The sequence below is a fragment of the Microbacterium lacus genome, from assembly GCF_044794305.1.
Lineage (GTDB): Bacteria > Actinomycetota > Actinomycetes > Actinomycetales > Microbacteriaceae > Microbacterium > Microbacterium lacus_B.
This window is the reverse complement of the sequence record NZ_CP084996.1, coordinates 2,258,830-2,282,993: the sequence shown is the minus strand read 5'-3', so window position 1 is coordinate 2,282,993 and position 24,164 is coordinate 2,258,830. Positions and strand designations below refer to the sequence as shown.

The 24,164-nt window shown below is 66.9% G+C and carries 29 protein-coding genes; 23 read left to right on the top strand and 6 right to left on the bottom strand.

What is annotated here, in order from left to right; translation table 11 throughout:
- Positions 1–114 precede the first annotated feature (114 nt).
- Together LG299_RS10870 and LG299_RS10865 are read left to right on the top strand one after the other, a co-directional pair.
- Entirely contained in the window at positions 115–411 is a 297-nt protein-coding gene (locus LG299_RS10870; RefSeq protein WP_404430090.1) for a hypothetical protein, read from the top strand.
- Positions 408–1,763 carry a hypothetical protein gene (locus LG299_RS10865; RefSeq protein ID WP_404430088.1) on the top strand — a complete coding sequence of 452 codons (1,356 nt, stop codon included), beginning with the start codon at positions 408–410 and terminating at the stop codon, positions 1,761–1,763. Before LG299_RS10870 ends, LG299_RS10865 begins: the two co-directional genes overlap by 4 nt.
- Here LG299_RS10865 and LG299_RS10860 read toward each other — a convergent pair.
- On the bottom strand, positions 1,738–2,127 hold the full coding sequence (locus tag LG299_RS10860; RefSeq protein WP_404430086.1) for a phage holin family protein: 390 nt from the start codon (positions 2,125–2,127) through the stop codon (positions 1,738–1,740). The two genes, LG299_RS10865 and LG299_RS10860, sit on opposite strands and share 26 nt — an antisense overlap.
- 320 nt (positions 2,128–2,447) lie before the next feature.
- Here LG299_RS10860 and LG299_RS10855 point away from each other — a divergent pair, with 320 nt between their 5' ends.
- The 17 genes from LG299_RS10855 (at position 2,448) to LG299_RS10775 (ending at position 15,776) form a co-directional block, all read left to right on the top strand.
- Positions 2,448–3,554 carry a histidinol-phosphate transaminase gene (locus tag LG299_RS10855; RefSeq protein ID WP_404430084.1) on the top strand — a complete coding sequence of 369 codons (1,107 nt, stop codon included), beginning with the start codon at positions 2,448–2,450 and terminating at the stop codon, positions 3,552–3,554.
- 4 nt (positions 3,555–3,558) lie between these two features.
- Positions 3,559–4,725: a thiamine pyrophosphate-dependent enzyme gene (locus LG299_RS10850; protein ID WP_404430082.1), complete on the top strand. Its 1,167-nt coding sequence runs from the start codon at positions 3,559–3,561 to the stop codon at positions 4,723–4,725.
- Positions 4,722–5,723: an alpha-ketoacid dehydrogenase subunit beta gene (locus tag LG299_RS10845; RefSeq protein WP_404430080.1), complete on the top strand. Its 1,002-nt coding sequence runs from the start codon at positions 4,722–4,724 to the stop codon at positions 5,721–5,723. Before LG299_RS10850 ends, LG299_RS10845 begins: the two co-directional genes overlap by 4 nt.
- Before the next feature lie 13 nt (positions 5,724–5,736).
- Positions 5,737–7,077, top strand: a complete 1,341-nt coding sequence (locus tag LG299_RS10840) for a dihydrolipoamide acetyltransferase family protein (RefSeq protein WP_404430078.1) — start codon at positions 5,737–5,739, stop codon at positions 7,075–7,077.
- Positions 7,078–7,082: 5 nt separating this feature from the next.
- Entirely contained in the window at positions 7,083–7,403 is a 321-nt protein-coding gene (locus LG299_RS10835; RefSeq protein WP_404430076.1) for a hypothetical protein, read from the top strand.
- Between the two features lie 31 nt (positions 7,404–7,434).
- Positions 7,435–8,427, top strand: coding sequence for a metal ABC transporter solute-binding protein, Zn/Mn family (locus LG299_RS10830; protein WP_404430074.1), 993 nt, complete (start codon positions 7,435–7,437; stop codon positions 8,425–8,427).
- Positions 8,424–9,248, top strand: coding sequence for a metal ABC transporter ATP-binding protein (locus LG299_RS10825; RefSeq protein ID WP_404430072.1), 825 nt, complete (start codon positions 8,424–8,426; stop codon positions 9,246–9,248). Before LG299_RS10830 ends, LG299_RS10825 begins: the two co-directional genes overlap by 4 nt.
- Positions 9,249–9,261: 13 nt before the next feature.
- Complete coding sequence (locus LG299_RS10820; protein ID WP_404430070.1) at positions 9,262–10,119, top strand: metal ABC transporter permease; 858 nt, start codon at positions 9,262–9,264, stop codon at positions 10,117–10,119.
- 55 nt (positions 10,120–10,174) lie between these two features.
- Positions 10,175–10,603: a Fur family transcriptional regulator gene (locus LG299_RS10815; RefSeq protein ID WP_404430069.1), complete on the top strand. Its 429-nt coding sequence runs from the start codon at positions 10,175–10,177 to the stop codon at positions 10,601–10,603.
- On the top strand, positions 10,590–11,624 hold the full coding sequence (locus tag LG299_RS10810; protein ID WP_404430067.1) for a permease: 1,035 nt from the start codon (positions 10,590–10,592) through the stop codon (positions 11,622–11,624). The genes LG299_RS10815 and LG299_RS10810 overlap by 14 nt, the downstream gene beginning before the upstream one ends.
- Complete coding sequence (locus tag LG299_RS10805) at positions 11,617–12,396, top strand: TIGR03943 family putative permease subunit (protein ID WP_404430065.1); 780 nt, start codon at positions 11,617–11,619, stop codon at positions 12,394–12,396. Before LG299_RS10810 ends, LG299_RS10805 begins: the two co-directional genes overlap by 8 nt.
- Positions 12,386–13,798, top strand: a complete 1,413-nt coding sequence (locus LG299_RS10800) for a hypothetical protein (RefSeq protein ID WP_404430063.1) — start codon at positions 12,386–12,388, stop codon at positions 13,796–13,798. The genes LG299_RS10805 and LG299_RS10800 overlap by 11 nt, the downstream gene beginning before the upstream one ends.
- A gap of 8 nt (positions 13,799–13,806) precedes the next feature.
- Entirely contained in the window at positions 13,807–14,514 is a 708-nt protein-coding gene (locus tag LG299_RS10795) for a DNA-3-methyladenine glycosylase (RefSeq protein WP_404430061.1), read from the top strand.
- 118 nt (positions 14,515–14,632) lie between these two features.
- Complete coding sequence (rpmB, locus tag LG299_RS10790) at positions 14,633–14,869, top strand: 50S ribosomal protein L28 (RefSeq protein WP_404430059.1); 237 nt, start codon at positions 14,633–14,635, stop codon at positions 14,867–14,869.
- The gene (gene rpmG, locus LG299_RS10785) at positions 14,869–15,039 is read left to right on the top strand and encodes a 50S ribosomal protein L33 (protein ID WP_005051772.1); all 171 of its coding nucleotides are present in this window, start codon (positions 14,869–14,871) and stop codon (positions 15,037–15,039) included. Before rpmB ends, rpmG begins: the two co-directional genes overlap by 1 nt.
- Before the next feature lie 4 nt (positions 15,040–15,043).
- Positions 15,044–15,349, top strand: coding sequence for a 30S ribosomal protein S14 (gene rpsN / locus LG299_RS10780; RefSeq protein ID WP_404430057.1), 306 nt, complete (start codon positions 15,044–15,046; stop codon positions 15,347–15,349).
- Between the two features lie 124 nt (positions 15,350–15,473).
- Positions 15,474–15,776: a hypothetical protein gene (locus tag LG299_RS10775; RefSeq protein ID WP_404430055.1), complete on the top strand. Its 303-nt coding sequence runs from the start codon at positions 15,474–15,476 to the stop codon at positions 15,774–15,776.
- A gap of 34 nt (positions 15,777–15,810) precedes the next feature.
- Here the strand turns inward: LG299_RS10775 and LG299_RS10770 are convergent, their stop codons facing one another.
- From LG299_RS10770 to LG299_RS10755, 4 genes are all read right to left on the bottom strand, one after another.
- Positions 15,811–15,951 (bottom strand): hypothetical protein, encoded by a 141-nt coding sequence (locus tag LG299_RS10770; RefSeq protein ID WP_404430053.1) that lies wholly within the window; start codon positions 15,949–15,951, stop codon positions 15,811–15,813.
- Between the two features lie 9 nt (positions 15,952–15,960).
- Positions 15,961–16,878, bottom strand: coding sequence for a potassium channel family protein (locus LG299_RS10765; RefSeq protein ID WP_404430051.1), 918 nt, complete (start codon positions 16,876–16,878; stop codon positions 15,961–15,963).
- A 146-nt stretch (positions 16,879–17,024) separates the two neighbouring features.
- Positions 17,025–17,171: a hypothetical protein gene (locus tag LG299_RS10760; RefSeq protein WP_404430049.1), complete on the bottom strand. Its 147-nt coding sequence runs from the start codon at positions 17,169–17,171 to the stop codon at positions 17,025–17,027.
- Between the two features lie 185 nt (positions 17,172–17,356).
- Positions 17,357–18,187: an alpha/beta hydrolase gene (locus LG299_RS10755; protein ID WP_404430047.1), complete on the bottom strand. Its 831-nt coding sequence runs from the start codon at positions 18,185–18,187 to the stop codon at positions 17,357–17,359.
- A gap of 150 nt (positions 18,188–18,337) precedes the next feature.
- On the opposite strand from LG299_RS10755, the gene LG299_RS10750 reads away from it, so the two are divergent.
- The 3 genes from LG299_RS10750 to LG299_RS10740 all read left to right on the top strand — a co-directional run bounded on the left by LG299_RS10750 (position 18,338) and on the right by LG299_RS10740 (position 21,639).
- Positions 18,338–18,898: a TetR/AcrR family transcriptional regulator gene (locus LG299_RS10750; RefSeq protein WP_404430045.1), complete on the top strand. Its 561-nt coding sequence runs from the start codon at positions 18,338–18,340 to the stop codon at positions 18,896–18,898.
- A 197-nt stretch (positions 18,899–19,095) separates the two neighbouring features.
- A complete protein-coding gene (locus tag LG299_RS10745) occupies positions 19,096–19,383 on the top strand; it encodes an HU family DNA-binding protein (protein ID WP_404430043.1) in 288 nt (95 codons plus the stop codon).
- A 261-nt stretch (positions 19,384–19,644) separates the two neighbouring features.
- Positions 19,645–21,639 (top strand): cytochrome c oxidase assembly protein, encoded by a 1,995-nt coding sequence (locus LG299_RS10740; RefSeq protein ID WP_404434864.1) that lies wholly within the window; start codon positions 19,645–19,647, stop codon positions 21,637–21,639.
- Positions 21,640–21,673: 34 nt separating this feature from the next.
- Here the strand turns inward: LG299_RS10740 and LG299_RS10735 are convergent, their stop codons facing one another.
- Positions 21,674–22,723, bottom strand: coding sequence for a hypothetical protein (locus LG299_RS10735; protein ID WP_404430041.1), 1,050 nt, complete (start codon positions 22,721–22,723; stop codon positions 21,674–21,676).
- 53 nt (positions 22,724–22,776) lie between these two features.
- On the opposite strand from LG299_RS10735, the gene LG299_RS10730 reads away from it, so the two are divergent.
- Positions 22,777–24,138, top strand: a complete 1,362-nt coding sequence (locus LG299_RS10730) for an ATP-dependent RecD-like DNA helicase (RefSeq protein ID WP_404430039.1) — start codon at positions 22,777–22,779, stop codon at positions 24,136–24,138.
- Positions 24,139–24,164 lie beyond the last annotated feature (26 nt).

Below are 24,164 nucleotides of genomic sequence, written 5' to 3'. Positions count from 1 at the left end.
TCGCTTTCTGGAGGCGTGGATCGACCGCTCCTGCACAGCGGGCTGAAGGTGCCCGTTGTGCACGAGTGCGGCGGCTGCGGGCATGGGACGACACTGTCCGGCGAGAGTGGAGCGGTGAACGACCTTCCCCCGAGCCTCCCGATCGACCCGCACACCGCTCGCACCCTGCTCGATGACGCTTCCCGACAGCTCGCCGAAGTGCAGTGGCGGCTCGTGAATGCGCGCGGGCGCGCAGCGCTGCTGTGTGAGGAGGTCGACTGGCGGACGCCTTCGGCTCGTGCCTTCTTCGCGCACATCGAGCTCTGGCGTGACGATGTGGTGCGCCTCTGGGGCGTCGCTGACAACGCGCGCGATCACGTGGGGTGGGCCCGGAGTGAGCTCGAGTCGCTCCTCTGGCGGGGTGCCGCGTGAGTGGCGATCTCGACATCCGTTCGGGGGGCGCCATCGCCGTCGACACCGAGTCGCTGCGCCAAGCCGCCGACGGGTTCGACATCATGGCGCGCGAACTCGACGACACGGTTCGCATGGCGACGGATGCTGCCGCCGACCTCTCGGCACTGTCCTGGCTGACCCCTGCCGCTGCACGTCACGCCGATCATCTGTGCGCGCAGGTACGCGAAGCGGCCAATCGGTCGCGCGACTCGGCCAGTGGGCTACGGACGACAGCGGCGCTGTACGAGAGCGCCGAGCTCGACGCACAGCTCGTCATCGCTCAGGCGGCGGGCGATACCGACGCCGTGCGGCAGATCCTCGCGCGCCAGGTTGCGCTGGAGGCGATGTATCCGGGGCTCGAGACTCTCCTCCGTGACCTCAGTCTTGCGCACGGCAACGACTGGGCGAACGGTCTGCTCCGAGATGCCACCGGCGGTCTCGGGGGTCTGCTCGGTCCGCCCAGTCTCGTCGGCATCGGCGCAGGCGGAACTGCGGCGCTCGCCGCACTCATGCTCGGAGTCCGCTCAATCGGCAACGGACCGGTTCCCCGCGGCACAAAGCTCGCCGGATCCCCCTCGCAGGTCACGGTTGCTCCTCTGAAGACCGGCCCTGCGGTAGCGCCCGTCTCTCTCGCGGCGATGGTGGCGCGTGTGCCCGGAGGATCAGACGCGCGCGTACGAGTCGAAACCTACGCAATGCCCGGCGGCACGAAACAGTACGTCGTTTACGTGGCAGGCACGCAGCCACCGAAATTGCGTGATCCGTTCGACCACATCTCGAACCTGCAGCTCTACAGTGGCAACCGCTCCGCGTCGTTCGACGCGACGCTCGAGGCGCTCCGTGCGGCGGGTGCGCAGCCCGGCGACACGGTGCACGCGGTCGGGCACTCGCAGGGTGCGATGATCGCCGCACACCTCGCTCTGGACAGTGAGTTCGACACGAAGACCCTGTTGAGTATCGGGTCCCCCGTCGAAGCCGACCTCGACGACGCGACGCTCAGCATCTCGCTCCGGCACACCGATGACCCCGTCTCGGTGCTCGCCGCCGGTGGTCACGCCCAGACGGTTGGCGCTCCGGGCAGTCTGCTCGTTGGGCGCGATGCATCCGACTCGCTCGGCATCACCTTCGACGCGCACCATCTGACCGAGTACGTCGAGACGGCGAAGATGATGGATGCCTCGACCGACCCGCGCATGCGGGGCGTGCACGACCTGCTCGATGAACTCGGCGGCGCAGCATCCGTCACCGTCACCGAATACTCCGCGATGCGCGGATCGGCCGTCCCGGTAGGTCGGTGGACGCCCGTCAGTCCTTCTGCGGACGCAGGATGATGCCGAACAGCCAGTTGATCAGCGAAATGATGATCGCCGCCACCACGCCGAGCCAGAAGTCCTCGACGCGCAGTCCCCAGCTCCAGAAGCTCGTGATCCACGCGGTGAGCCACAGCAGGAACGCGTTGATGATCAGGCCGATCAGGCCGAGCGTCAGGATGTACAGCGGGAAGGCGAGCACTTTCAGCACGGTGCCGATGACCGTATTGACGACGGCGAAGATCGCGGCCACGAGCAGCAGAGTCAGCACGAGCTGGAGCGTTTCGCCCGGGGGGAACGGGATGACGGTCACCTGCAACGCAGTGATGAGGGTGACAACCCAGATGGCGAAGGCGTTGATGACGACACGGATAAGGAATCGCATAGTGCGGCCAGTCTGCCACGCGCGCTATTCGGGTGACGAGCCCTCGCGGGGGCGATCCGCAATCGTCGACAGATCAACCTTGCTCTGCGCAACTTCGAGCACAAGGTCGAACGCCTCATCGTTGGTGAGTGTCATGCGGCGGTCGTTGAGTCGCAAGAACGTGAATGTGATGTACAGCGAAAGTCGTCTGTTGCCGTCGAAGAGCCCACAATTCTGCGCGACCGACGAGAACAGCGCCGCGGCCTTGAGCTCGCGGCGAAGAGGCGTGTCTGCGGCTGGATCCCTTCGGTGCTCCCGCCCACGCCTTCTAGACTCGGGTCGTGAGCTCAGACATCCCGATCCGCGTCCGGCCCGCCATCGCCGCGCTCCCGCCGTACAAGCAGGGCAAGCAGGCCGGGGCCGAGGCGTACAAGCTCTCGAGCAATGAGAACCCGTTCGATCCGCTGCCGGGTGTGCTCGAGGCGGTGCAGGCGGCGACGTCGTTGAATCGGTATCCGGATGCGTCGGCCGCCCGCCTGCGCGCAGCCCTCGCCGAGCGGTTCGGCGTCGACACCGACTCGATCCACGTCGGCGCCGGAAGCGTATCGATCCTCGCCCAGCTCGTGCAGGCCGCCGCAGGGCCCGGCGACGAGGTCATCTTCGCCTGGCGCTCGTTCGAGGCCTATCCGTGGCTCGCGATCGTCGCCGGGGCTACGGCAGTCCAGGTCCCGCTGACTGCCGGCTCGCGGCATGACCTGCCCGCGATGGCGGCGGCGGTGACCGACCGCACCCGCGCGATCATCGTGTGCAGCCCGAACAACCCGACCGGCCCGATCGTCACGCAGGCCGAGTTCGATACGTTCGTCGATACCGTGCCTGCCGATGTGCTCGTGATCCTCGATGAGGCGTACGCCGAGTTCGTCACCGACCCTGATGCCGTGGACGGAATGTACGTCCTCGGCAACTCGGGGCGTTCCAACGTGGTCGTTCTCCGCACGTTCTCGAAGGCCTTCGGACTCGCCGGCCTGCGAGTCGGCTACGCCGTCGGACACCCTCGGATTCTGGATGCTGCGCGCAGCGCCGCGATACCTCTGTCGGTCACCCTTCAGGGCGAAGAGGCCGCGCTCGCGAGCCTGACCGTGCAGGACGAACTTCTCGAGCGCGTGTCGGTCATCGCCGAGCGCCGCGACCGGCTTGCCGCCGGGTTGCGCGAGGCCGGGTGGGATGTGCCGCAGGCACAGGGAAACTTCATCTGGCTGCCCACGGGAGAGGAATCCCTGACTGCCGCGGCGGCGTTCGAAGAGGCCGGGCTCATCGTCCGACCCTTCGCCGGGGACGGGATTCGCATCTCGGTGGGCGAAGACGCGTCTGTCGAGAAGGTCCTAGGGATCGCAGCATCCGTTGTGAAATCTCTCCCAGAGGGCCACTCGGCGCGCGGGCTAGCGTAGAAAAGTGACCCAGCCTGACGTCTCGGCCCCTGTGACCCCACTGGCTCTGCCCGAAGAGCCGGGCCTTGTGCGCGTGCTCGCTGCGGACGGATCGTTCGCGCCCACCCCCGCGGCAGAGCCCTATCTCGCGCTGATCGATGGCCTCAGTGAGCCAGAGCTCGAAGGCCTTTACCGCGACATGGCGGTGATTCGGGCCTTCGACCGCCAGGCGACGAACCTCCAGCGACAGGGTCAGCTGGCCCTCTGGCCGCCGAGCCTGGGACAAGAAGCCGCGCAGGTCGGTTCGGCCCGCGCAGCCCGCGCTCAGGACCACATCTTTCCGTCCTACCGTGAACATTCCGTCACGCGCATACGTGGAGTCGACCCGGTCGACATCCTGCGAGTCATGCGTGGACTCACCCACGGCGGGTGGAACCCCGTCGACCCGAAGAACGGCAACACGCACATCTACACCCTCGTGCTCGGGTCGCAGACCCTGCACGCGACCGGGTACGGCATGGGGCTCGTCTTCGATGGTCGGTGCGGCACCGGTGACGTGGAGCGCGACGAAGCGGTGATGGTCTACTACGGCGACGGCGCGTCCAGCCAGGGTGATGTGCACGAGGCCATGGTGTTCGCTGCGAGCTACCAGACGCCCGAGGTCTTCTTCCTGCAAAACAACCAGTGGGCGATCTCGGTGCCGGTTGCCACGCAGTCGCGCGCTCCGCTCGTGCGGCGCGGTGAGGGCTACGGGATGCCGAGCATTCAGCTCGACGGAAACGATGTGCTCGCCAGCTACGCCGTCACCCGCGTCGCGCTCGACGAGGCTCGGACCGGCGGCGGACCGCGCGCGATCGAGGCGCTGACCTACCGGATGGGCGCGCACACGACGAGCGACGACCCGACGAAATACCGCACCTCGGCCGAGGAAGAGTCGTGGGCGCTGCGCGATCCGATTGAGCGCATGCACGTTTATCTGCGTTCGCGCGGGGCATCCGACGCGTTCTTCGCTGAGGTTGAGGCCGAGTCAGCCGCGGTCGCCGACGACGTGCGCGTGCGCACGAATGAGCTCGGAGGAATTCCGACCGAGTTGATGTTCTCGAACGTCTACACCGACCCCCATCCGCTCGTCGATGAGCAGCGCGCGTGGTTCGCCGCGTACGACGCATCGTTCGAGGAGGGGGCATCATGACCGCTGTCACTGGGACCAGCCAGATCTCGTCGATGCCGATCAGCAAGGCGCTCAACGCCGGGCTGCGCGCAGCGCTCGCGGGCAACGACCGCGTACTGCTGATGGGCGAAGACATCGGGCGTCTCGGCGGAGTCTTCCGTGTCACAGAGGGTCTGCAGGCAGAATTCGGCGAACGCCGCGTGCTCGACACGCCTCTCGCCGAATCGGGCATCGTCGGCACGGCGATCGGCCTCGCGATGGCGGGGTTTCGCCCGGTGTGCGAGATCCAGTTCGACGGGTTCGTCTTCCCCGCGTTCGACCAGATCACCTCTCAGCTCGCGAAGATCACCTACCGCCACGAGGGTGCGCTGCAGATGCCAGTCGTGATCCGCATTCCCTATGGCGGTCACATCGGCGCGGTCGAGCACCACCAGGAGAGCCCTGAGGCGTACTTCACGCACACCCCGGGCTTGCGCGTGGTGTCGCCCTCGACGCCGAACGACGCGTACTGGATGATCCAGGACGCGATCACCTCGAACGACCCCGTCATCTTCCTCGAGCCGAAGGCGAAGTACTGGCAGAAGGGCGAGGTCGATGCATCCGCCCGCGCACTGCCGCTGCACGCGTCACGGGTTGTGCGTCGGGGCACCGATGTGACCCTCGTCGGTCACGGCGCGATGGTGACCACGATGCTGCAGGCGGCGGCGCTGGCCGAGTCCGAGGGCACTTCGTGCGAGGTCGTCGACCTGCGCTCGCTGTCGCCCGTCGACTACGGTCCGATCCTCGATTCTGTGCGTCGCACCGGCCGGATGGTCTACTGCCAGGAGGCGCCGGGCTTCACGAGCCTCGGGTCCGAGGTTGCTGCAACAGTCATGGAGCGCGCGTTCTACGCCCTCGAAGCTCCGGTGCTGCGGGTGTCGGGCTTCGACACCCCGTTCCCCCCGGCCAAGCTGGAGGGCAACTACCTGCCCGACGCCGACCGCATTCTCGAGGCCGTAGACCGCGCCCTCGCCTACTGACAGGGAGACTCAAATGAGCACGCAGACGTTCGTCCTCCCCGATGTCGGGGAAGGCCTCACCGAGGCCGAGATCGTTCAGTGGCGGGTCGCCCCCGGCGACACCGTTGCCGTCAACGACGTGCTCGTCGAGATCGAGACCGCGAAGTCGCTGGTAGAGCTCCCTTCCCCGTTCGCGGGAACGGTCCACGATCTGCTGGCCGAAGAGGGCGCGACCGTCGAGGTCGGGTCGCCGATCATCACGATTGCGGATGCTGCGGCCCCCGCGACGACCATCGGTCAGAGCGAGCACGGGGCTCCGGCCGAGGCCGCCGAGCCCGAGGGTGGGGCCGTGCTTGTGGGCTACGGCACCGGCGGGCACGTGCAGTCCCGGCGGCGGCCGGTTGTGGCGACGGCGAAAGAGCGGGTCGAGGCATCCGTGGGGGTCGTGGCGAAGCCGCCGATCCGCAAGCTTGCGCGCGACCTCGGAGTCGATCTCGCGACGGTGACCCCGAGCGGCGCCGCCGGCGAAGTCACGCGTGAAGACGTCGTGAGCCACGCGTCGCAGGCATCGGTGTTCCGCAACATCGAAACCCCCGAGTGGGGTGCCGTGCGTGAAGAGACGATTCCGATCGCGCCCGCGGCCAAGCCCGCGGCGGCGGTGCCGGCGGCATCTGACCGTGAAGAGACGATCGCCGTCAAGGGTGTGCGAAAGGCCACCTCGTCGGCGATGGTGCAGTCGGCGTACACGGCACCGCACGTGTCCGTGTGGACCGACGTCGACGCCAGTCGCACGATGGAACTCGTCAAGCGCCTGAAGGCGTCGGCGGACTTCGCCGACGTCAAGATCTCGCCGCTGCTGATCATGGCGCGTGCGGTTGTGTGGGCATCGCGCCGCACCCCAATGATCAATGCCGCGTGGGTCGATGGCGATAACGGCGCCGAGATTCGCGTGCGTCGGTATGTCAACCTCGGCATCGCCGCGGCGACTCCGCGCGGACTGCTTGTGCCGAACATCAAAGACGCGCAGGATCTGTCGATGCGTGAACTCGCCCGGGCGCTCGAGAAGCTCACGCTGACCGCGCGCGAGGGCAAGACGACTCCGGCTGACCAGCAGGGCGGCACGATCACGATCACCAACATCGGTGTGTTCGGGATGGATGCCGGAACCCCGATCATCAATCCCGGTGAGTCGGGCATCGTGGCGCTCGGGACGATCCGGCAGAAGCCGTGGGTCGTGGACGGCGAGGTGCGGCCGCGCTGGGTGACCACCGTCGCCGGGTCGTTCGATCACCGTGTGATTGACGGAGACGGGATGTCGCGGTTCATCGCCGACGTCGCCTCGATTCTCGAAGAGCCCGCACTTCTTCTGGACTGAGCACCATGGCCGCTTCGCTGTTCGGATACGCGCTCACGGGCCCGCCGCCCAAGAATCGGTGGCGATGGCTGGCGTGGCTCGTCGCAGTCGTTGGCATCATCCTCGCTGTCGGGATTCCCGCCACGATCGGCGCAGTGGGACATTGGATTGATTTCGCGGAAACCGGCGAGGGTCGTGGGCAGGCGATCCTTTCGTCGCTCCTCCCTGTCTTTCTGCTGTTTCCGCTGACGATCGTGGTCGTGATGGGCCCGTCCCAATGGCGCTTCCACCGAGAGCGGGATGCTGAGGCGGAGAGCGCAGAAGACGGGCTGCCTCCCGGGTTTTGAGAACGATTATCAGTAGCGTTAGAGTGGAGGCATGAGCCCCCGACGTCTGATCGTTCCTGCTGCGCTGGTTGCAGCATCCGCCCTCGCCCTCGCCGGCTGCGCGAGCGCCGAAGCGTCCGGAAGCGAGGACGGACGAATCGCCGTCGTCGCGTCGACCAACGTCTACGGCCAGCTCGTCGAAGAGATCGGCGCAGACCGCGTCGCTGTCACCTCGATCGTCGCGGCGGGCTCGCAAGACCCGCACTCGTTCGAGCCGAGCGCCCGCGACCAGCTTTCGGTCAGCCGCGCAGATCTCATCGTCGAGAACGGCGGGGGGTATGACTCCTTCGTGGATGCGCTCATCGACGCGACCGGCACCGCGGCGCACGTCATCACCGCGGTGGAGTTCTCGCACGACTGGCCTGAGAACGACGGCCACGCCGAAGAAGAGGCGGGCGCCGAAGGCGATCACGCCGATGAAGAGCACGATCACGATCACGCCGACCACGGTCATGTCGAGGGCTTCAATGAGCACGTCTGGTACGACCCGCACACGATCGTCCACGTCGCTGAGGCGATCGCTGAAGAGCTCAGCGAGCTCTCGCCCGACGACGCCGCAACCTTCGACGCCAATCTCGAGACCTTCGCGGCGGGCATCGAAGACCTCGAAGCTTCGCTCGGCGAGATCGATGCCGCGCACGGCGGCGAAGAGATCTTCGTGACCGAGCCCGTTCCGCTGTACCTGACCGGTGCCGCCGGCCTTCTCAACGTTGCCCCCGAGGCCTTCACTGAGGCAGTCGAGGAAGGGCAGGATGTCGCGCCCGCGACGCTCCTCGACGCGCTCGACCTGGTCAGCGCAGGCACCGTGCGCGCGGTCATCGCGAACGCGCAGACCGGGGGTGCCGAGACAACCGCCATCATCGACGAAGCCGAAAGCCGAGAGATTCCCGTGGTGGAGTTCACAGAAACGCTGCCGGACGGCCAGACTTACCTCTCGTGGATGCAGTCGAACATCGAGGCGCTGGGGAAAGCGTTGGCGGAGTGAGCACCAGCCGGTCCCAACCCGCGCTCGAGATCCGCAACGCGTCACTGCGGCGAGACGACCGCGACCTGTGGAGCGGGCTGGACCTGGTCGTCGAGCCTGGCGAGTTCATCGCCGTGCTCGGTCCCAGCGGCTCAGGCAAGACCACCCTCCTGCGTGCGATTCTCGGGCTCGAGGACCTCAGCGCAGGCACGATCGCAGCTCTGGGTGCCCCGGTCGCCGGGCGTGGCAGTCGTGGCATCGGGTACATCCCCCAGCAGCGCCCGCTGCCGCCCGAAACGAGCCTGCGTGGCCGCGATCTCGTCGCGCTCGGCGTTGACGGGCACCGGTTCGGCCTGCCGTTCCCGAAGCGCGGCGACCGTGCCAAGATCGACGCCCTCATCGACGCCGTCGGCGCGAGCGAGTTCGCCGACCGGCCCGTCGGCCTGCTCTCGGGCGGCGAGCAACAGCGGCTTCGGGTCGGGCAGGCCCTCGCCGACGATCCGCGCCTGTTGTTGTGCGATGAGCCGCTCACGAGCCTCGACCTTGCCAACCAGCAGGCCGTCATCGGGCTGATCGACCGCCACCGCACCAGCACCGGCGCGGCGGTGCTGCTCGTCACCCACGACATCAACCCGGTGCTCAGCAAGGTTGATCGCATCCTCTACATCGCCAACGGACGCTTCACCCTCGGCACGCCCGCCGATGTGCTGCGCAGCGACGTCCTCAGCGACCTCTACGGCGCTAACGTCTTCGTGCTGCGCGCGGGCGACCGGCTCGTGGTGGTCGGCGCGCCGGATGCCGAGGCATCCCACCACCATCACGAGCACGAGCTGCACGAATGAGCGGTGAAGGCGCATGAATTGGGCAGACATCGCCGACGCGATGTTCGGCGGCCTTCCCGACTACGCCGAGATCCTCGCACTCGTGTCGAACTCGGTCATCGCGGGGGCCGTGCTCGGGCTCGTCGGTGGGCTTGTCGGCGTGTTCGTCATGCAGCGCGACATGGCTTTCGCCGTCCACGGCATCAGCGAGCTGTCGTTCGCGGGCGCCGCCGCCGCCCTGCTGATCGGCGTCGACGTGGTGACCGGCTCGATCGTCGGCTCGCTGATCGCGGCGGCGATCATCGGCTGGCTGGGGGCCAAAGCGCGAGATCGCAACTCGATCATCGGAGTCCTGATGCCTTTCGGGCTGGGCCTCGGCATCCTGTTCCTCTCGCTCTACGACGGCCGCAGCGCCAACCGGTTCAGCCTGCTGACCGGCCAGATCGTGTCGGTGCAGAACGCACAGCTCGGGTGGCTGATCGCGATCAGCGCGTTTGTGCTGATCGGGATGCTGCTCATCTGGCGCCCCCTGCGTTTCGACTCGCTCGACCCGCAGGCAGCGGCCGCCCGCGGGGTTCCGACGACGGCGGTGTCGCTCGGGTTCATGCTGCTGCTCGGACTGATCGTGGCCGTCAGCGTGCACATCATCGGCGCTCTACTCGTCATGGCACTGCTCGTCACCCCGGCCGCTGCGGCAATGCGCATCGCCGCAGGACCGCTCGCCGTGCCCCTGCTGGCCGCGCTGTTCGGTGTGATCTCGGCGGTTGGGGGGATCTTGCTCGCGATCATGGGAACCCTGCCGGTGAGTCCGTACATCACGACGATCTCGTTCGTGATCTACCTCATCTGCCGGATCATCGGCTCGCGTCGGGGTCGAGTGCTCCGTGCCTGAGGACTCCCGGCGGCCGCCCAGGGCTCAATCAGTGGCCGAAGGTAGAGTACCCACCATGACCGAGCGCATTGCAAAACCACGCAATACGAAGCAGCGCGACATGGTGCGCGAAGCGCTCGCTGGCGCGCCCGGATTCGTCAGCGCACAGAGCCTGCACGCTTCCTTGCGCGAAGACAACACCGGCATCGGCCTCGCCACGGTCTACCGCGCCCTGGCTGGGCTCGTTGCCCAGGGTGACGCCGACTCGCTGCAGAGCCCCGACGGCGAAGCGCTGTATCGCGCGTGCACCAGCACGGGTCACCATCACCACCTGATCTGCCGATCCTGCGGCCTGACGGTCGAAATCGAAGCGACCGACGTCGAGCAGTGGGCGCGGCGCACCGCCGAGAGCCACGGCTTCAGCGAGGCCGAGCACATCGTCGACATCTTCGGGCTGTGCACTGCATGCGCACAGAACCGGGACTCCGAGCGTGACGCGGACTGACTCGTTCGCGCCGCGCACCGCTCGCCTCGAGCCGACACCCGCCGCGCGCGCCGTTGTCGCCCTGGCCATCGGGGTGGCGTTCATCGCCGTGCTCTTCGCGATCGATGCGTTCGCGCCGGCGCTGTTCGAAGCATCCCTCCCCACACGCGCCGAAGACGGGCTCACACTCGCCATCAGCGTGCTCATCGAGTCGCTCCCCTTCGTAACCTTGGGCGTCTTCCTGTCGATCGCGGTGCAGGTGTGGATTCCTCCGGGAATGATCGAGCGATGGATGCCTCGCAGAGCCTGGGCGCGGCGGGCCGTGCTGTCGCTCCTGGGCATGTTCGTCCCCGTCTGCGAGTGCGGCAATGTGCCCTTCGCCCGCGGCCTGCTCATGCGCGGGTTCGGCGTGTCCGAGACGATGACGTTCCTCATCGCAGCTCCGATCGTCAACCCGATCGTGATCATCACGACCCACCAGGCCTTCGGGTTCAGTGACGGCATCCTGGTCGCACGCCTGATCGGTGGATTCGCGATCGCGAACCTGATCGGCTGGCTCTACAGCCGGCACCCTTCGCCGGATGCGCTGCTGACCGAGCGCTTCCGTGAGACGTGCGAGATCGTGACGCATGAGCCGGGAGGCCGCGGCCGCCGCAGTCTCGCGCAGTTCGTGATCGAACTGCGGGCCGTGATGCCGGCGCTGATCATCGGTTCGGCGCTCGCCGGAGCGGTGCAGGTGCTCGTGCCTCGCGACGCGTTGCTGGCGATCGGCTCGAACCCCGCCCTGTCGATCGTCGCGATGATCGCCCTGGCGATGGTGGTCTCGATCTGCTCGAACGTCGACTCGTTCTTCGCGCTGTCGTTCGCGTCGACTTTCACGCCCGGCTCGATCGTGGCGTTCCTGCTGGTCGGCCCCCTGGTCGACGTCAAGATGCTCGCCCTGATGCGCACCACCTTCACGACTCGGACGCTCGTCGGCATCACCGTCGTCGTGATCCTCGCGGCCTTCGCGATCGGAGCGGTGGTGAACCTGATTGTCTAGATCGAACGCCCTCGCAACCCGCTGGCTCGGCGTCGGATTGGCATCCGCGCTCGCCGTCGTCACAGTCTCGCTCTCGCTCACCGGTCGAATCGGTCTCTACATCAACCCCGAGTCGTCGTGGTTCGCGGTGGGCATGGCGGTATTGCTCCTCGTCGGTGCGATCCTCTCGTTCCTCCTCCCGCTCGGCGCCGAGTCCGACCACGGGCACGACCATGGGCACGACGGTGGCGACGACTCCAGCGATGCTGAAGGCGGCCACGAACACCACTCCCCTCAGGGGATCGGACTCGTGGCGTCGGTCGTGGGCGGGGTCGTCGCATCCGCCATCGTCATCGTCACCCTTGTGTTGCCGCCCGCATCGCTGTCTGCCGAACTCGCGATCTCGCGCGATGTCGGGGCTCCGCCTCTGTTTGTCGGAGCCGACACTGTCGCGCTCGCCGCGACCGGAGATACCGCGAGTTTCGGCATCGGCGAGTGGTCGGCGGTCTTCGCGACCGCGACGAACCCCGAGGCGTTCGACGGAGCCCCGGTGACCCTGACCGGGTTCGTCACCCCCGGTTCGGACTTCGCGCTGACCCGCCTCGTGATCACCCACTGCGTGATCGACGCGCAGACCGCGAGCGTTCCCGTCACCGCGTCGATCGATGTGCCCGACACGGGTCAGTGGGTCACCGTGACCGGAACGGTGCGCTCGACCACCGATGGCCAGTTGCGCATCGACGCGACCGAGGTCGAGCTGATCGACGAGCCGGTGGATCCATATGAGTACTGAGCCGCTCACGCGCAGGGCAAGCGCCCGGACGCGGAGGGGACGCACCTTCATGGTGACCTTCGCGATCGTCACCGCCGTGCTCGCCGCCGTCGGGATCGGTGCCGCCGCGGCGAGCGTGGTGCAGGGTCCGCGGGTGACGAACGTGTCGATCGATCCTGAGGCGTCGGTGGCAGCATCCGGCTCTCGTGTCATCTTCACCACCTCACAGTCGCTCGCGGAAGTGGACGACTCTCAGGTCACGGTCGAGCCCTCCGTTCCGTTCGCCGTCGACACGTCGGGGCGCAGCGTCGGAGTGCGGTTCGGGATGCCGCTACACGATGACACCACGTACACGGTGACGATCACGGGCCTGACGGGTATTGGGGGCGGGCCCGAATCCACGGTCACTGAGACGTTCACCACACCGTCGCTCGAGGTGAATCTCGCTCAGCGACGGGATGGCGAGGACGACATCGTCTACCGCACCGATCTCACCGGAGAGCAAGCGGTGGCGATCTTCCACCACCCGCGGATCGAGGACTTCCGGGCCACCGGCTCGCACCTCGTGATGTCGGTGCGCGACGACGATGACCGGTCTTCGCTCATCGTCACCGACCTCAACGGTGAGAACGCCCGCGAGTTGCCGTTGCCCGGCGATGGGTCGATCCGCGGGTTGCAGGCTGCCGACCGGGGCGAGGTGATCGGCTACACCTTCTCGGATGCCGACCTCGGCGAAGACGGAGGCCTCGAGAGCGTGCTCTTCACGGCGTCGCTCGATGCGAGCGCGGCCGACGCGGCGCCGACCCAGGTCACGATCGCCGGCGCCGACCCGCGTGTCGCCGACTGGCGGTTCGTGCCCGACACCGACAGCATTCTGGTGCTCGGATTCGACGCCAACCTGTTGCTCGCGGCATCGGACGGTTCGGGCGCGACGTCGCTCGGCTCCGCCCTGGCAATTCAGGGCATCGCCGGCACGGACGCGATCGTTGACCGCATGGAGAACACGGTTGTGATCGACCTGACCGACGGCTCGGAGGCACCGCTGGTCGAGGCCGATACCGTACTCGGCCTCCTCGGGTCTGTGCTCCCGGTGCCGGGCGGCGGAACCCTGCGCACCTACGCCACGATCGACGACGCCGGTGCCATCGGGGCGACCCAGCTGGCATTCGTGGACTCTGACGGCGTGGCACGCGTGATCGGGGAGGTCCCGGTGTCAGACGCTTATCTGCAGACCTGCGTGTCGCCGAGCGGTCGCTACGCGGCGCTGCTCGTGGCCCCCGATGCCGTATCGAACCCGTACGACCTCTACCCGCTGCCCTTGCCCGCGAACCTCGAGACGCAGGTCGTCGAGATCGATGACGGCACTCCGGTCGTCTCGCTCAATGGGTTCGACATCTCGTGGTGCCGGGTTCCGCCCGAGTGAGTGGCGCGATGCGCCCGACGCGCCCGATGCGCCCCGCGACCCGCGAAGATTTCGCGGGTCTGCCCGTCGATGTCTCCCCACGACTCCTCGGCGCGCACCTCACCACCGAGGTCGCGGGACAGACCGTCACCGTGCGCCTGACCGAGGTCGAGGCCTATCACGGCGCCGGAACCGGTGACGTGCCAGACCCGGGTTCACACGCCCGCATGGGCCGGACGACTCGCAACGCGACCATGTGGGGAGAACCCGGACACCTGTACGTGTACCTCAGTCACGGCATCCATTCGTGCGTGAACGTCGTGTGTGGCCCTGATGGTGTTGCGGGCGGAATCCTCTTGCGGGCCGGCGAGATCATTGCGGGGACGGATGCTGCGACCCGTCGCCGCCGTGAACGCGGGGTCGTGCGCGCAGAGCGTGACCTCGCCCGCGGACCCGGGCGGCTCGGTGATGCTGTGGGGCTTCGGCATCCGGTCCACGACGGGATTGACGCGATCACCGGGGTTGCCCTTGCGGGGGCGTCGGCTCAGATCTTCCTGCTGGTGGAGCCGATCGCGGATTTCGCGCGCGGGCCGCGTGTGGGGGTTGCGGGTGTTGCGGGGACGGATGCCTTCCCGTGGCGCTTCTGGATCGACGGTGACCCCTCGGTGTCGGTGTTCCGGTGGGGGCGCGGCGCTGGGCCATCCGTCAGGGACGAAGCATCCGTCGTGCTAGACTGAATCTTTGTCTGCGCGCACTCCTGCACGCAGTTCGTACTCTTGCGCCGGAAGGCGCGGGGGTGCAGACAAGGGATCTTGGGTGAGGCCGTCCGGCCTCACGGTATTAAGGAGAATCACTATGGCAGCAGTGTGCCAGGTGACTGGAGCGGTTCCCGGCTTCGGTCACAACATTTCGCACTCGCACCGCCGGACGAAGCGTCGCTTCGACCCGAACGTGCAGAAGAAGACCTACTTTGTTCCTTCGCTCGGACGCAGCATCAAGCTGAACGTCTCGGCTAAGGGCATCAAGGTCATCGACGCTCGAGGCATCGAGGCCGTCGTTCGTGACATGCAGGCGAGGGGTGTGAAGCTCTAATGGCCAAGAAGGCTCAGGACGTACGTCCGATCATCAAGCTTCGTTCGACCGCAGGCACGGGTTACACCTACGTCACGCGCAAGAACCGCCGCAACAACCCCGACCGCATCGTGCTCAAGAAGTACGACCCGGTCATCCGCAAGCACGTCGAATTCCGAGAGGAGCGCTGATCCCATGGCTAAGAAGAGCAAGATCGCGCGCAACGAGCAGCGCAAGGTGATCGTCGATCGCTACGCCGCCAAGCGCGCCGAGCTGAAGAAGGCGCTCGTTTCGCCCGACTCGACCGAAGAGCAGCGTGAAGCCGCTCGCCTCGGCCTGCAGAAGCTTCCCAAGAACGCGTCGCCCGTGCGCGTGCGTTCGCGCGACGTCATCGACGGCCGCCCCCGCGGTGTCCTCACGAAGTTCGGCATCTCGCGTGTCCGCTTCCGTGACATGGCACACCGTGGCGAGCTGCCCGGCGTGACCAAGTCGTCCTGGTAACCACCAGATCACGCTGAAAGGCCCGGGGTTCTTCGGAACCTCGGGCCTTTCGCTGTTGTGGGGTTGTCCCGCGCGCGATGTGAATGGGCCACCGCCCGAAACACGCGCGGCATAGGCTCGTCGCATGGATGAGGTCGAACACATGGCGACGCAGCTCGAGCGCATGATGGGCGACCCCATCGCGGACTCGGTGCAGGGCTATGTGCGAGTGGTCTCAGTCAGCGCCGTCCCACGCCGGGGCTTCGGCTACTTCGCGTGTCAGCTCGAGCTGATGACCGAGTCGTCCGACGTCGCACCGACGTTGGTCAGCACCGAGGTCGTGACGAGGCGCAAGTGGTGGCCCGTGGTTGGTCAGCGTCTGCCGGCTCGCATCGCGAAGTCGCAGCCGTCGCGCATGGATGTGAACTGGGACGCCCTCGCGCGCTGACGGCCTCCAACCACTTCGCGCCCGAGGCGTCCGCCTAGAGCGGTTCGGTGGTGCGGATCACGCCGCAGTTCACGCACGACCACACAACGAGGAATCGCTCGTCGTCCAAGATCTCGAATGTCAGCGGATCGCCGCAGGTGGGGCAGGCTCGTGGGTCCGCAGCATCCACCGTCATTGCTTCAGCCTACGGACGTGGGGCGTCCTCGGGCTCCTTGTCCGTGCCGCCCGCCGGTGGATCGAATGGGTGCCCATGGCGCTGCGCTGCGCTGCCGAACACCTCGTCGGCGGACTCGCCGCGCAGGTGCGGATACTGGCCGCGCAGCGCCCGGGCGAGTTCGTCGATCACGTGCGAAAGGACGCGCCCTTCGGCACGCACGTCCGCGTTCGCCGATGCCAGCGCCCCATCGCGCAGCTGGAGCGAGTAGTGCAGCGCCCGCGGAGCCGACAGCGCCTTGTCCTTCTCGGTGAAGTAGAAGATCTCGGGGTTCTGCACGAGATCGGCGGTCACGGCAGCGAGGGACTGCGAGACGGCACGGACGACGGAGGCTGCGTGCGCGTCGCTCACGCGCCCGAGCCCGTTGGCGACCCCGGCCTCGTGCAGTCCCGTGAGGTCGATCGCGAAAGCGCGCCGCCGCGAGAGCGCAGGGAACAACTGCATGAACCACGCCACCGCTGCCGACAGCAGCGCGAAGCCGGTGAGCGCTTCGAGCGGCGTAAGCAGGCGGATCAGTGGATCGGCGGGGACGACATCGCCGAGACCGAGGGTCGTCAGAGCGACGAGTGAAAAGGTGATCGCCTCAACGAACGGGTGGTAGTCACCCGGGTTCACACCGGAGTATGCGAATCCATCGGGGACGTGCGGCAGATAGATGAGCGCCCATCCGAAGGTGACGAGGAGGAGCCACATCGAGATGGTCGTGAGTATCGTCAGGGGTCCGCTGATGTTGGACATCGGGCGCGGATGCCGCGTCAACGCCGACACGGCGCGGAAGACCATGGCCGAGAGCCTGCCGGTCGCGGCCGGTCGCAGCAACGTGTGGAACACGTCGTTCAGCGCCACGAGCACGAGGACGACGCCCGCGATGGTGCTGATGAGGGGCATGTGGCCACAGTAGACCGCAACTCTGAGGTGAGGTCGCGGTCGGCACCCGTCACCTGATCATCTACGACGCTGCGGGCGGACTCTTGCCTCTGCTCGTCGGTCGCGACCGAGGACTCGCATCCTGGATCGCGACCGAGCACAGGCCCCTAGCGGTTCTTGACCCTGGAGACGGCGTCGGTGTTCTCGACCCGACTGCTCGCCGCCCGCTTGTCTGCCTTTGCCGTGCGCTTCTCTTTGAGGGTCTTGGCAGGCGCTGTCTTGCCGCCTTCTTTCCGTGCGGACTTCTCACCCATGAGCGTGCTCCTTCGAGAGCCACGGTGACCCTATCTGCCTGACGCTACACTCCGTGCGCACGGCGAAGGCCCGCGGATCTTGCAATCCGCGGGCCTTCTCTCTCCGTATCCCACCGCGGACACCGGATCCTGGGCGAGACGCTCATGCCTCTCGCCCAGGATCCGGCGTCCGTGAGGGACGGATGCTACTTCCCTGCCTCGACGACCGCGTGGCTGGTAGCCCACTCGAGGGCATAGTCGGCGATCTCTTCCCAACCGTCTTGGCTGACCAGGCGGTGGGTGCGGCCCGCGTAGGTCTTGTAGTCGACGATCGCGGGGCTGCCGGTGGAGCGGTACTTCTTGACGATCGCTTCGCCGATGGCCGGCGGCACGACGTGGTCGATCTCTCCGGTGATGATGAGGAGCGGAGCACGGTCCGTGCGAGCGTAGTCGACGTGGGTCACGCCGCCCTTCTCGTTCAGTACCGAGAGCACGCCTTCGAAGAAGACGCGGTTGTATGAGTTCACGGCGAACTCATCCCAGAGCTTGTCGGACTCTTCGCGGGGCAGGTCGTTGCCGAAGGTGAAGTGGAAGTGGCGCTTGGAGAGAGGCTTGGCGCCGTTGCGCCCGAAGGGGTTCGCGAGGATCGGGGTTCCGGTCCACAGCGTCGAGATCGGCAGGGCGGTGACGCCGGCGGTCTGGCCCGGAGCGACGCCGACGTAGGCGACGCCGAGCCCGCGGTCGGCGAGCATCTGCGTGATGACGCCCCCGAACGAGTGGCCCATGATGATCGGCTTCTCGGGAAGCTCGCGGATGATGCGCTCGTAGTTGTCGGCAATCTGCTTCAGGCCGATGCCCTTCAGTGCAGCGGGGTTGGTGCGGATGTCTTCAACCGAGCGGTCGTCGATGCCAGGCCATCCCGGCACGATGACCTGGTGGCCGGCAGCGCGGAAGCGGTCTGCCCAGGTGTTCCAGCTCTTGGGCGTCATCCAGAGGCCGTGGATGAGGACGATGGGGGTTTTGGTCGTGGTGTTCATTTCATCTCTCCTGAGTGTTCTTGCGGTGGGTTCCGGATCCTGGTGTCTCCGGTTGGTGTATCTTGATAGTAGACCGAACGTTCTATCTACACAACCCTATTCCCGAACATTCTCAAAAATCGTGAGAAAGTCATTCCGGAGGTTCCCGACATGCGCACTTCACCCGCCCGCGAGCGATTGCTCGCCGCGGCGACCGACCTCTTCTACAACGAGGGCATCCACTCCGTCGGCGTGGACAAGATCATCGAGCAGGCAGGCGTCACCCGCGCGACGATGTACAAGCAGTTCTCTGGCAAGGAGGGGCTCGTTCTCGCCTACCTGCAAGGTGAAGACGACGGGCTGCGCGCGCTGTTCGCCGAGGCATCCACCGCATCCGACGATCCGGACGTGCTCCTTGACCTTGTCGTCGGCGGAATCGAGCAGGACATCCGCACGCGCCACACGCGCGGCTGCCCCTTCATCAACGCCGCGGCCGAGTATCCCGAGCAAGGACCGGTGCGCGAACTGATCGCCGATCACCGCGAGTGGTTCCGCTCGACGCTTGAGCAGCTCGCCGCGGCGGCGGCGGTGGATGAGCCCGCGGAGGTGGCAGCATCCCTCGTTCTGCTCCGCGACGCGGCGCTCGTCGGCGGCTATCTCGACGGCGAGGAGCGGGTTGCGCCCGCATTCGCGCGCACCGCTCGGAGAGTCATCGCGATCGCTCGAGTCTGAATGACGACTACACACCAGTCACTTCAGTCACATCAGTCACACGACACGCCGAACGAAACCTCGAAAATCCGCAGAAATACGCGGAAGTGTCGGCGGTTTCAGGTACGTTCGAGGCGGTCGATCAGACCAGCCGGCGGGCTATCAGTCATCCGGTCCGAGCAATGAAGGCGGCGATCCAGCCGCCTTGGAGGAATCCCATGGCCGACAAGTCCATCACCAAGACCGAGCTCGTCGCGAGCATCGCCAGCGCCACCGGTCACAGCCAGGCCGCCGTGTCGGGCGTGCTCGACTCCCTGTTCGCCACCGTCTCCGAGGCCGTTGCCAAGGGCAGCAAGGTCTCGATCCCGGGCTGGATCTCGTTCGAGCGCGTCGAGACGTCCGCACGCACGGGTCGCAACCCCCAGACCGGCGCCGAGATCAAGATCCCGGCCGGCCAGCGCGTCAAGGTCACCGCAGGTTCGAAGCTGAAGGCTGCCGTCAAGTAGACGCGATCTGGATCAATGCCGAGCGAAGCCCGGCGTTGACGCAGGTCGGGTCTAGGTCGAGTAGCGCGCCAGCGCGTATCGAGACCTAGAGAAAACGACACAGAAGAGGGGATGCCGCGACTCGCGGCATCCCCTCTTCTTTGCGTGCACGGACCTACGCACACGGGGAGAGCAGGGACAGGACACGTCCACCGGCACGGCGATTACGCTGGAGGTGTGACATCCGCACCCGCTCGGCCCCGCGCTCCGCGCGCAGCGACCGTGGCAGGCGGACCGGAGCGGTCTGCCGCGTTGCTGCGGGTCGCCGGCCCTGCGATTCTCGTCGTGGCCGCGCTGATCGCGCTCGCCTGGGCCCTGGCGTACGGCGGCGGGGCCGCGCCCCTCGCGATCGCTGACCCCGGACCGTTCGTACGATGGGGACTCCCTGCGGCGAAGTTGTTCGTCAACCTTTCGGCCGCCGGGATGGCGGGCGTGCTCGTGACGGCGCTGTTCACTCTGAAAGCAGGTACCCGGGCTTTTGATACGGCGCTGGATGCCGCATCCATCTCCGCCGCTGTGTTCACTGTTGCGGCGGCAACGACGGGGTTTCTGACGTTCCTCGATGCGTTCAACCCTCAGCTGAGCTCGGGCCCCGAGTTCGGATCACTGCTCGGACGCTTTCTCGTCGAGACCGAGCCCGGACGCACGTGGCTGATCACGATGGTCGCCGGAGCCGTGCTCACGGTGCTGACCTTCGCCGTACGGTCGTGGACGGCGACCCTCTTGGTCACGGTGCTCGCGCTCGCCGCTCTCGTACCGATGGGTACGCAGGGGCACTCGGGTGAAGAGGCCGACCACAACTCGGCCGTCGTCGCGCTGGTACTGCACATCATCGCGGCCGCGGCGTGGCTCGGTGGCCTGCTGCTCATGGTGTTCATCCGCCCGATCGTGTCACGCACCGAGGGGGCGGCCGCGCTCGCGCGGTACTCGAGCATCGCGCTCGCGGCTTTCGTCGTCGTGGCGATCAGCGGTACTGTGCGCGCCGCCGTCGGGCTGCGCGGGTTCGAGGCGCTGTTCTCGCCGTACGGCGTGATCCTCATCGTCAAGATCGTCGCGCTCATCGCGATCGGCGTGCTGGGGGCGTGGTATCGCCAGCGGCTGATTGCGCGCATGACGGAGGATGCCCCCGCACGGCGCTTCTGGAGCCTCGTCGCGTTCGAGCTCGCGCTGATGGGCATCGCGTTCGGCGCTGCGGCGGCGCTCGCCCGCACCCCTCCGCCGAGCGGCGCGGCCGCTCCGCTCGCGCAGACACCGGCCGAGATCCTGACCGGAGCCCCGCTGCCGCCCGAGTTCACGATCGACCGCTGGCTCACGGCGTGGAACATCGATCTGCTCTGGGCCTTTGCCGCGGGGTTCGGCATCTTCTTCTACCTCGCCGGTGTCTGGCGACTCCGGCAACGCGGCGATGCCTGGCCGATCTACCGCACGATCCTCTGGATCTTCGGCCTGCTGCTGCTCGTCTGGGTGACCGGTGGCGCGATCAACGTGTACCAGAACTACCTCTTCAGCGTGCACATGGTCGGCCACATGCTGCTGACCATGGCGATTCCGCTCGCGCTCGTTGCGGGGGCACCGGTCACGCTCGCTTCACGGGCGATCCGCAAGCGGGATGACGGTACCCGCGGCGGACGCGAGTGGATCCTCTGGGCCGTCCACTCTCCGGTCGCGAAGGTCGTGACGCATCCGTTCGTCGCGGCGGCGCTGTTCATCGGATCGCTTTGGATCTTCTACTACACCGGCCTCTTCCGCTGGTCGTTGTACGACCACCTCGGGCACGAGTGGATGGTCGCGCACTTCCTCATCACGGGCTATCTCTTCGTGCTGAGCCTCATCGGCATCGATCCCGTGCCGTACCGGTTGCCGTACCCCGGACGCCTTGTGCTGCTCATCGGCATCATGGCGATGCACGCGTTCTTCGGCATCGCGATCATGATGCAGTCTGGCCTGATGGTCGCCGAGTGGTTCGGCTCGATGGGGCGCACGTGGGGCGAGACTCCGCTGCAAGACCAGTACACGGGCGGTGGCATAGCGTGGTCGATCGGCGAGGTCCCGACACTGATCCTCGCGATCGCTGTCGCGATCCAGTGGTCTCGGTCGGATGCCCGCATCCAGCGTCGTCGCGATCGTCACGCCGACCGGACGGGCGACGCCGAGCTCGCGGAGTACAACGCGCGCCTAGCCGAGATCGCCGAGCGCGACGCGCGGACGCGCGGCTGACGCATCCGCCACTGCACACTCCGGATGCTGCGCCTCAGCGCGTGTCCGGACCCGCGACCGCGATCGACGCGGTGCCATCGGGCAGAAGCGTGATTTCAGAGGTGACGATGAATGGCACGTCTTCGTTGATCTGAGTGACCGAGCCGTCGAAGATGGAGCGGATCTCGACGTCGATGCGCGCGCGGGCTTCGGTCGCGGGGATCTTCCAGCCGTTGCCCGACGGCTCAAGGGCGACGGTCGGCTGCGCGGCGATCGACCAGACGGGGGGAGAGACGATGCGGTCCTGCACGAAGTAGCCGAACGGGCACCCCGTTGGCTGCAGCACCTCTTGGGTTGCGCAGCCGGTCAGGAACTCCTCGACGCGTTGCTGCACGAGGGCGGCGAACTCGGAGGTGGGTTCGGCTTGCACAGTGACGTCGACGGCGGTGAATGGGGTGTCGGAGAGCACGGCGACGCCGGGAGTAGCGGCGATGGAGGTGTCGACCGAGACCGAGTAGATGCCCGGCGAGAACACCAGCAGCGCCAGCGGGGCGAGCGGGTCGGCCTCGCTGCCATCAGGCGAAACTTGGCGCTTGTCGATGACGAAGCCGTTGACATCGAAGGTGTGGGCACCCTTGACGACCAGCTCGATGACCGCCAGAGGACTCTTGAGGAACCGCCAGGTCGGCACGACTCCGACGGCACCGGCACGTTCGACCTCGAACGTCGTGGTCCCGGCGTATGCCCCGGCCTCGTATTCGACCGTGACTTCGAAGACGCCGCCGGTGTCGGTTTCAGAGACCGCCGTGATGTCGGTCAGCGTTGCCATCGCGTCCGGGCGGAGGAGCGCGTCCGAGGCGGTGGGGGTCAGCCCCGCGGCCTCGAGTTCGTTGGAGGCGACGGCGACGCCGTCGACCATAAGGGCTTCGGCGGCGCGGCCCTCGGAAAGGAGCGTGAGGTACCGCTCCACGAAGGCTGAGGGGCTGTAGAACTCGCGGTAGAGCGACCCGACGGCGGCCGCGGCCGCGGCGATGAGAAGGACTCCGACGATACCGAGCAGCGTGAGGTCGACCCAGAGGCGAGAGCGCCGGGGAGAAGAGTTCACACATCCAGTCTAAGAAGTGCAATCTGACAGGTCCGTGTGGTTAGCATGAATCGATGATCACGCCCCCGCTTTCGGCCGAACAGGAGGCGCTGTTCCGACTCATCGAAGACACCAACGAGCACGTCTTCGTCACCGGACGCGCGGGCACCGGCAAATCGACCTTGCTGCAGCACCTCGCGTGGAACACCAAGAAGCAGATCGCGGTGTGTGCGCCGACGGGTGTGGCAGCGCTCAATGTCGAGGGTCAGACGATCCACTCGCTCTTCCGCTTGCCGATCGGACTCATCGGTCCCAGCGACGAAAAGCAGTCCGACGCGACGCGCAAGATCCTCAACGCGATCGAAACGCTCGTGATCGACGAGATCTCGATGGTCAACGCCGACCTCATGGACGCGATCGACCGGTCGCTGCGGTTGGCGCGCGGGCGTCGCGGCGAACCCTTCGGCGGCGTGCAGATCGTGATGTTCGGCGATCCGTACCAGCTCGCCCCCGTGCCGCCGCGCGGCGATGAGCTACGGTACGTGCAAGACCACTACCGGTCGTTCTGGTTCTTCGATGCGCACGTCTGGGCGGGTGAAGAGCCGGCAGCAGACGGACTGATCGGGCTCGGTCGTCACGGTGCCGACCTGCACATGCGTGAACTCGTCGAGATCCACCGGCAGTCCGATGCTGACTTCAAAGCCATGCTCAACGCCGTGCGGCATGGGTATGTGACGGCAGACATCGCGCAGATCTTCAACGACATGGGCGCGCGACAGCCCCCGGAAGGTGACGACGATGAGCCCATCATCACGCTCGCCACGCGCAACGACATCGTGAACTCCATCAATCGTCGGCACCTGCTCGACCTCAAGGGGCGCGAGCAGACGGCGATGGCCGAGATCAGTGGGGATTTCGGCAGGGGGGATGCCGCGTACCCCGCCGACTCCGAACTCAAGCTCAAGGTCGGCGCGCAGGTGATGTTCTTGCGCAACGATCGGGGCTCATTTCCCGATCCGCCGCGCTGGGTCAACGGCACAATCGGGCGCGTCGTGCGCATCGCTGGCGGAACCGTTCGCGTCGAGGTCGATGGCGAGAACGTCGAGGTCGAGCCAGCGGTGTGGGAGAAGTACCGCTACGCCTACGACCCAGGATCGAAGGCGTTGACCCGCGAGATCGTGGCGGAGTTCACCCAGTTTCCGCTGCGGTTGGCGTGGGCGGTCACGATCCACAAGTCGCAGGGCAAGACCTATGACCGGGCGATCATCGACCTGGGCTCGGGTGCTTTCGCTCCGGGACAGACGTACGTCGCCCTGTCGCGGCTCACGTCACTAGACGGTCTCTACCTCTCGCGTCCGCTGCGACCCAGCGACATCCGCGTCGACCCCGACGTGCGCCGGTTTCTCAGCGGGGTTCGGCCAGGTCAGGCGACCTGAACTGATTCGTCAAGGGCCGCGAAGGT

Coding starts and splice junctions, on each gene's coding strand:
- LG299_RS10815 (WP_404430069.1), top strand. CDS start 10,175: ATGACCGAGCGCATTGCAAAACCACGCAATACGAAGCAGCGCGACATG.
- rpsN (WP_404430057.1), top strand. CDS start 15,044: ATGGCTAAGAAGAGCAAGATCGCGCGCAACGAGCAGCGCAAGGTGATC.
- LG299_RS10840 (WP_404430078.1), top strand. CDS start 5,737: ATGAGCACGCAGACGTTCGTCCTCCCCGATGTCGGGGAAGGCCTCACC.
- LG299_RS10730 (WP_404430039.1), top strand. CDS start 22,777: ATGATCACGCCCCCGCTTTCGGCCGAACAGGAGGCGCTGTTCCGACTC.
- LG299_RS10775 (WP_404430055.1), top strand. CDS start 15,474: ATGGATGAGGTCGAACACATGGCGACGCAGCTCGAGCGCATGATGGGC.
- LG299_RS10830 (WP_404430074.1), top strand. CDS start 7,435: ATGAGCCCCCGACGTCTGATCGTTCCTGCTGCGCTGGTTGCAGCATCC.
- rpmG (WP_005051772.1), top strand. CDS start 14,869: ATGGCCAAGAAGGCTCAGGACGTACGTCCGATCATCAAGCTTCGTTCG.
- LG299_RS10760 (WP_404430049.1), bottom strand. CDS start 17,171: ATGGGTGAGAAGTCCGCACGGAAAGAAGGCGGCAAGACAGCGCCTGCC.
- rpmB (WP_404430059.1), top strand. CDS start 14,633: ATGGCAGCAGTGTGCCAGGTGACTGGAGCGGTTCCCGGCTTCGGTCAC.
- LG299_RS10820 (WP_404430070.1), top strand. CDS start 9,262: ATGAATTGGGCAGACATCGCCGACGCGATGTTCGGCGGCCTTCCCGAC.
- LG299_RS10770 (WP_404430053.1), bottom strand. CDS start 15,951: ATGACGGTGGATGCTGCGGACCCACGAGCCTGCCCCACCTGCGGCGAT.
- LG299_RS10845 (WP_404430080.1), top strand. CDS start 4,722: ATGACCGCTGTCACTGGGACCAGCCAGATCTCGTCGATGCCGATCAGC.
- LG299_RS10755 (WP_404430047.1), bottom strand. CDS start 18,187: ATGAACACCACGACCAAAACCCCCATCGTCCTCATCCACGGCCTCTGG.
- LG299_RS10860 (WP_404430086.1), bottom strand. CDS start 2,127: ATGCGATTCCTTATCCGTGTCGTCATCAACGCCTTCGCCATCTGGGTT.
- LG299_RS10750 (WP_404430045.1), top strand. CDS start 18,338: ATGCGCACTTCACCCGCCCGCGAGCGATTGCTCGCCGCGGCGACCGAC.
- LG299_RS10765 (WP_404430051.1), bottom strand. CDS start 16,878: ATGCCCCTCATCAGCACCATCGCGGGCGTCGTCCTCGTGCTCGTGGCG.
- LG299_RS10835 (WP_404430076.1), top strand. CDS start 7,083: ATGGCCGCTTCGCTGTTCGGATACGCGCTCACGGGCCCGCCGCCCAAG.
- LG299_RS10800 (WP_404430063.1), top strand. CDS start 12,386: ATGAGTACTGAGCCGCTCACGCGCAGGGCAAGCGCCCGGACGCGGAGG.
- LG299_RS10745 (WP_404430043.1), top strand. CDS start 19,096: ATGGCCGACAAGTCCATCACCAAGACCGAGCTCGTCGCGAGCATCGCC.
- LG299_RS10795 (WP_404430061.1), top strand. CDS start 13,807: ATGCGCCCGACGCGCCCGATGCGCCCCGCGACCCGCGAAGATTTCGCG.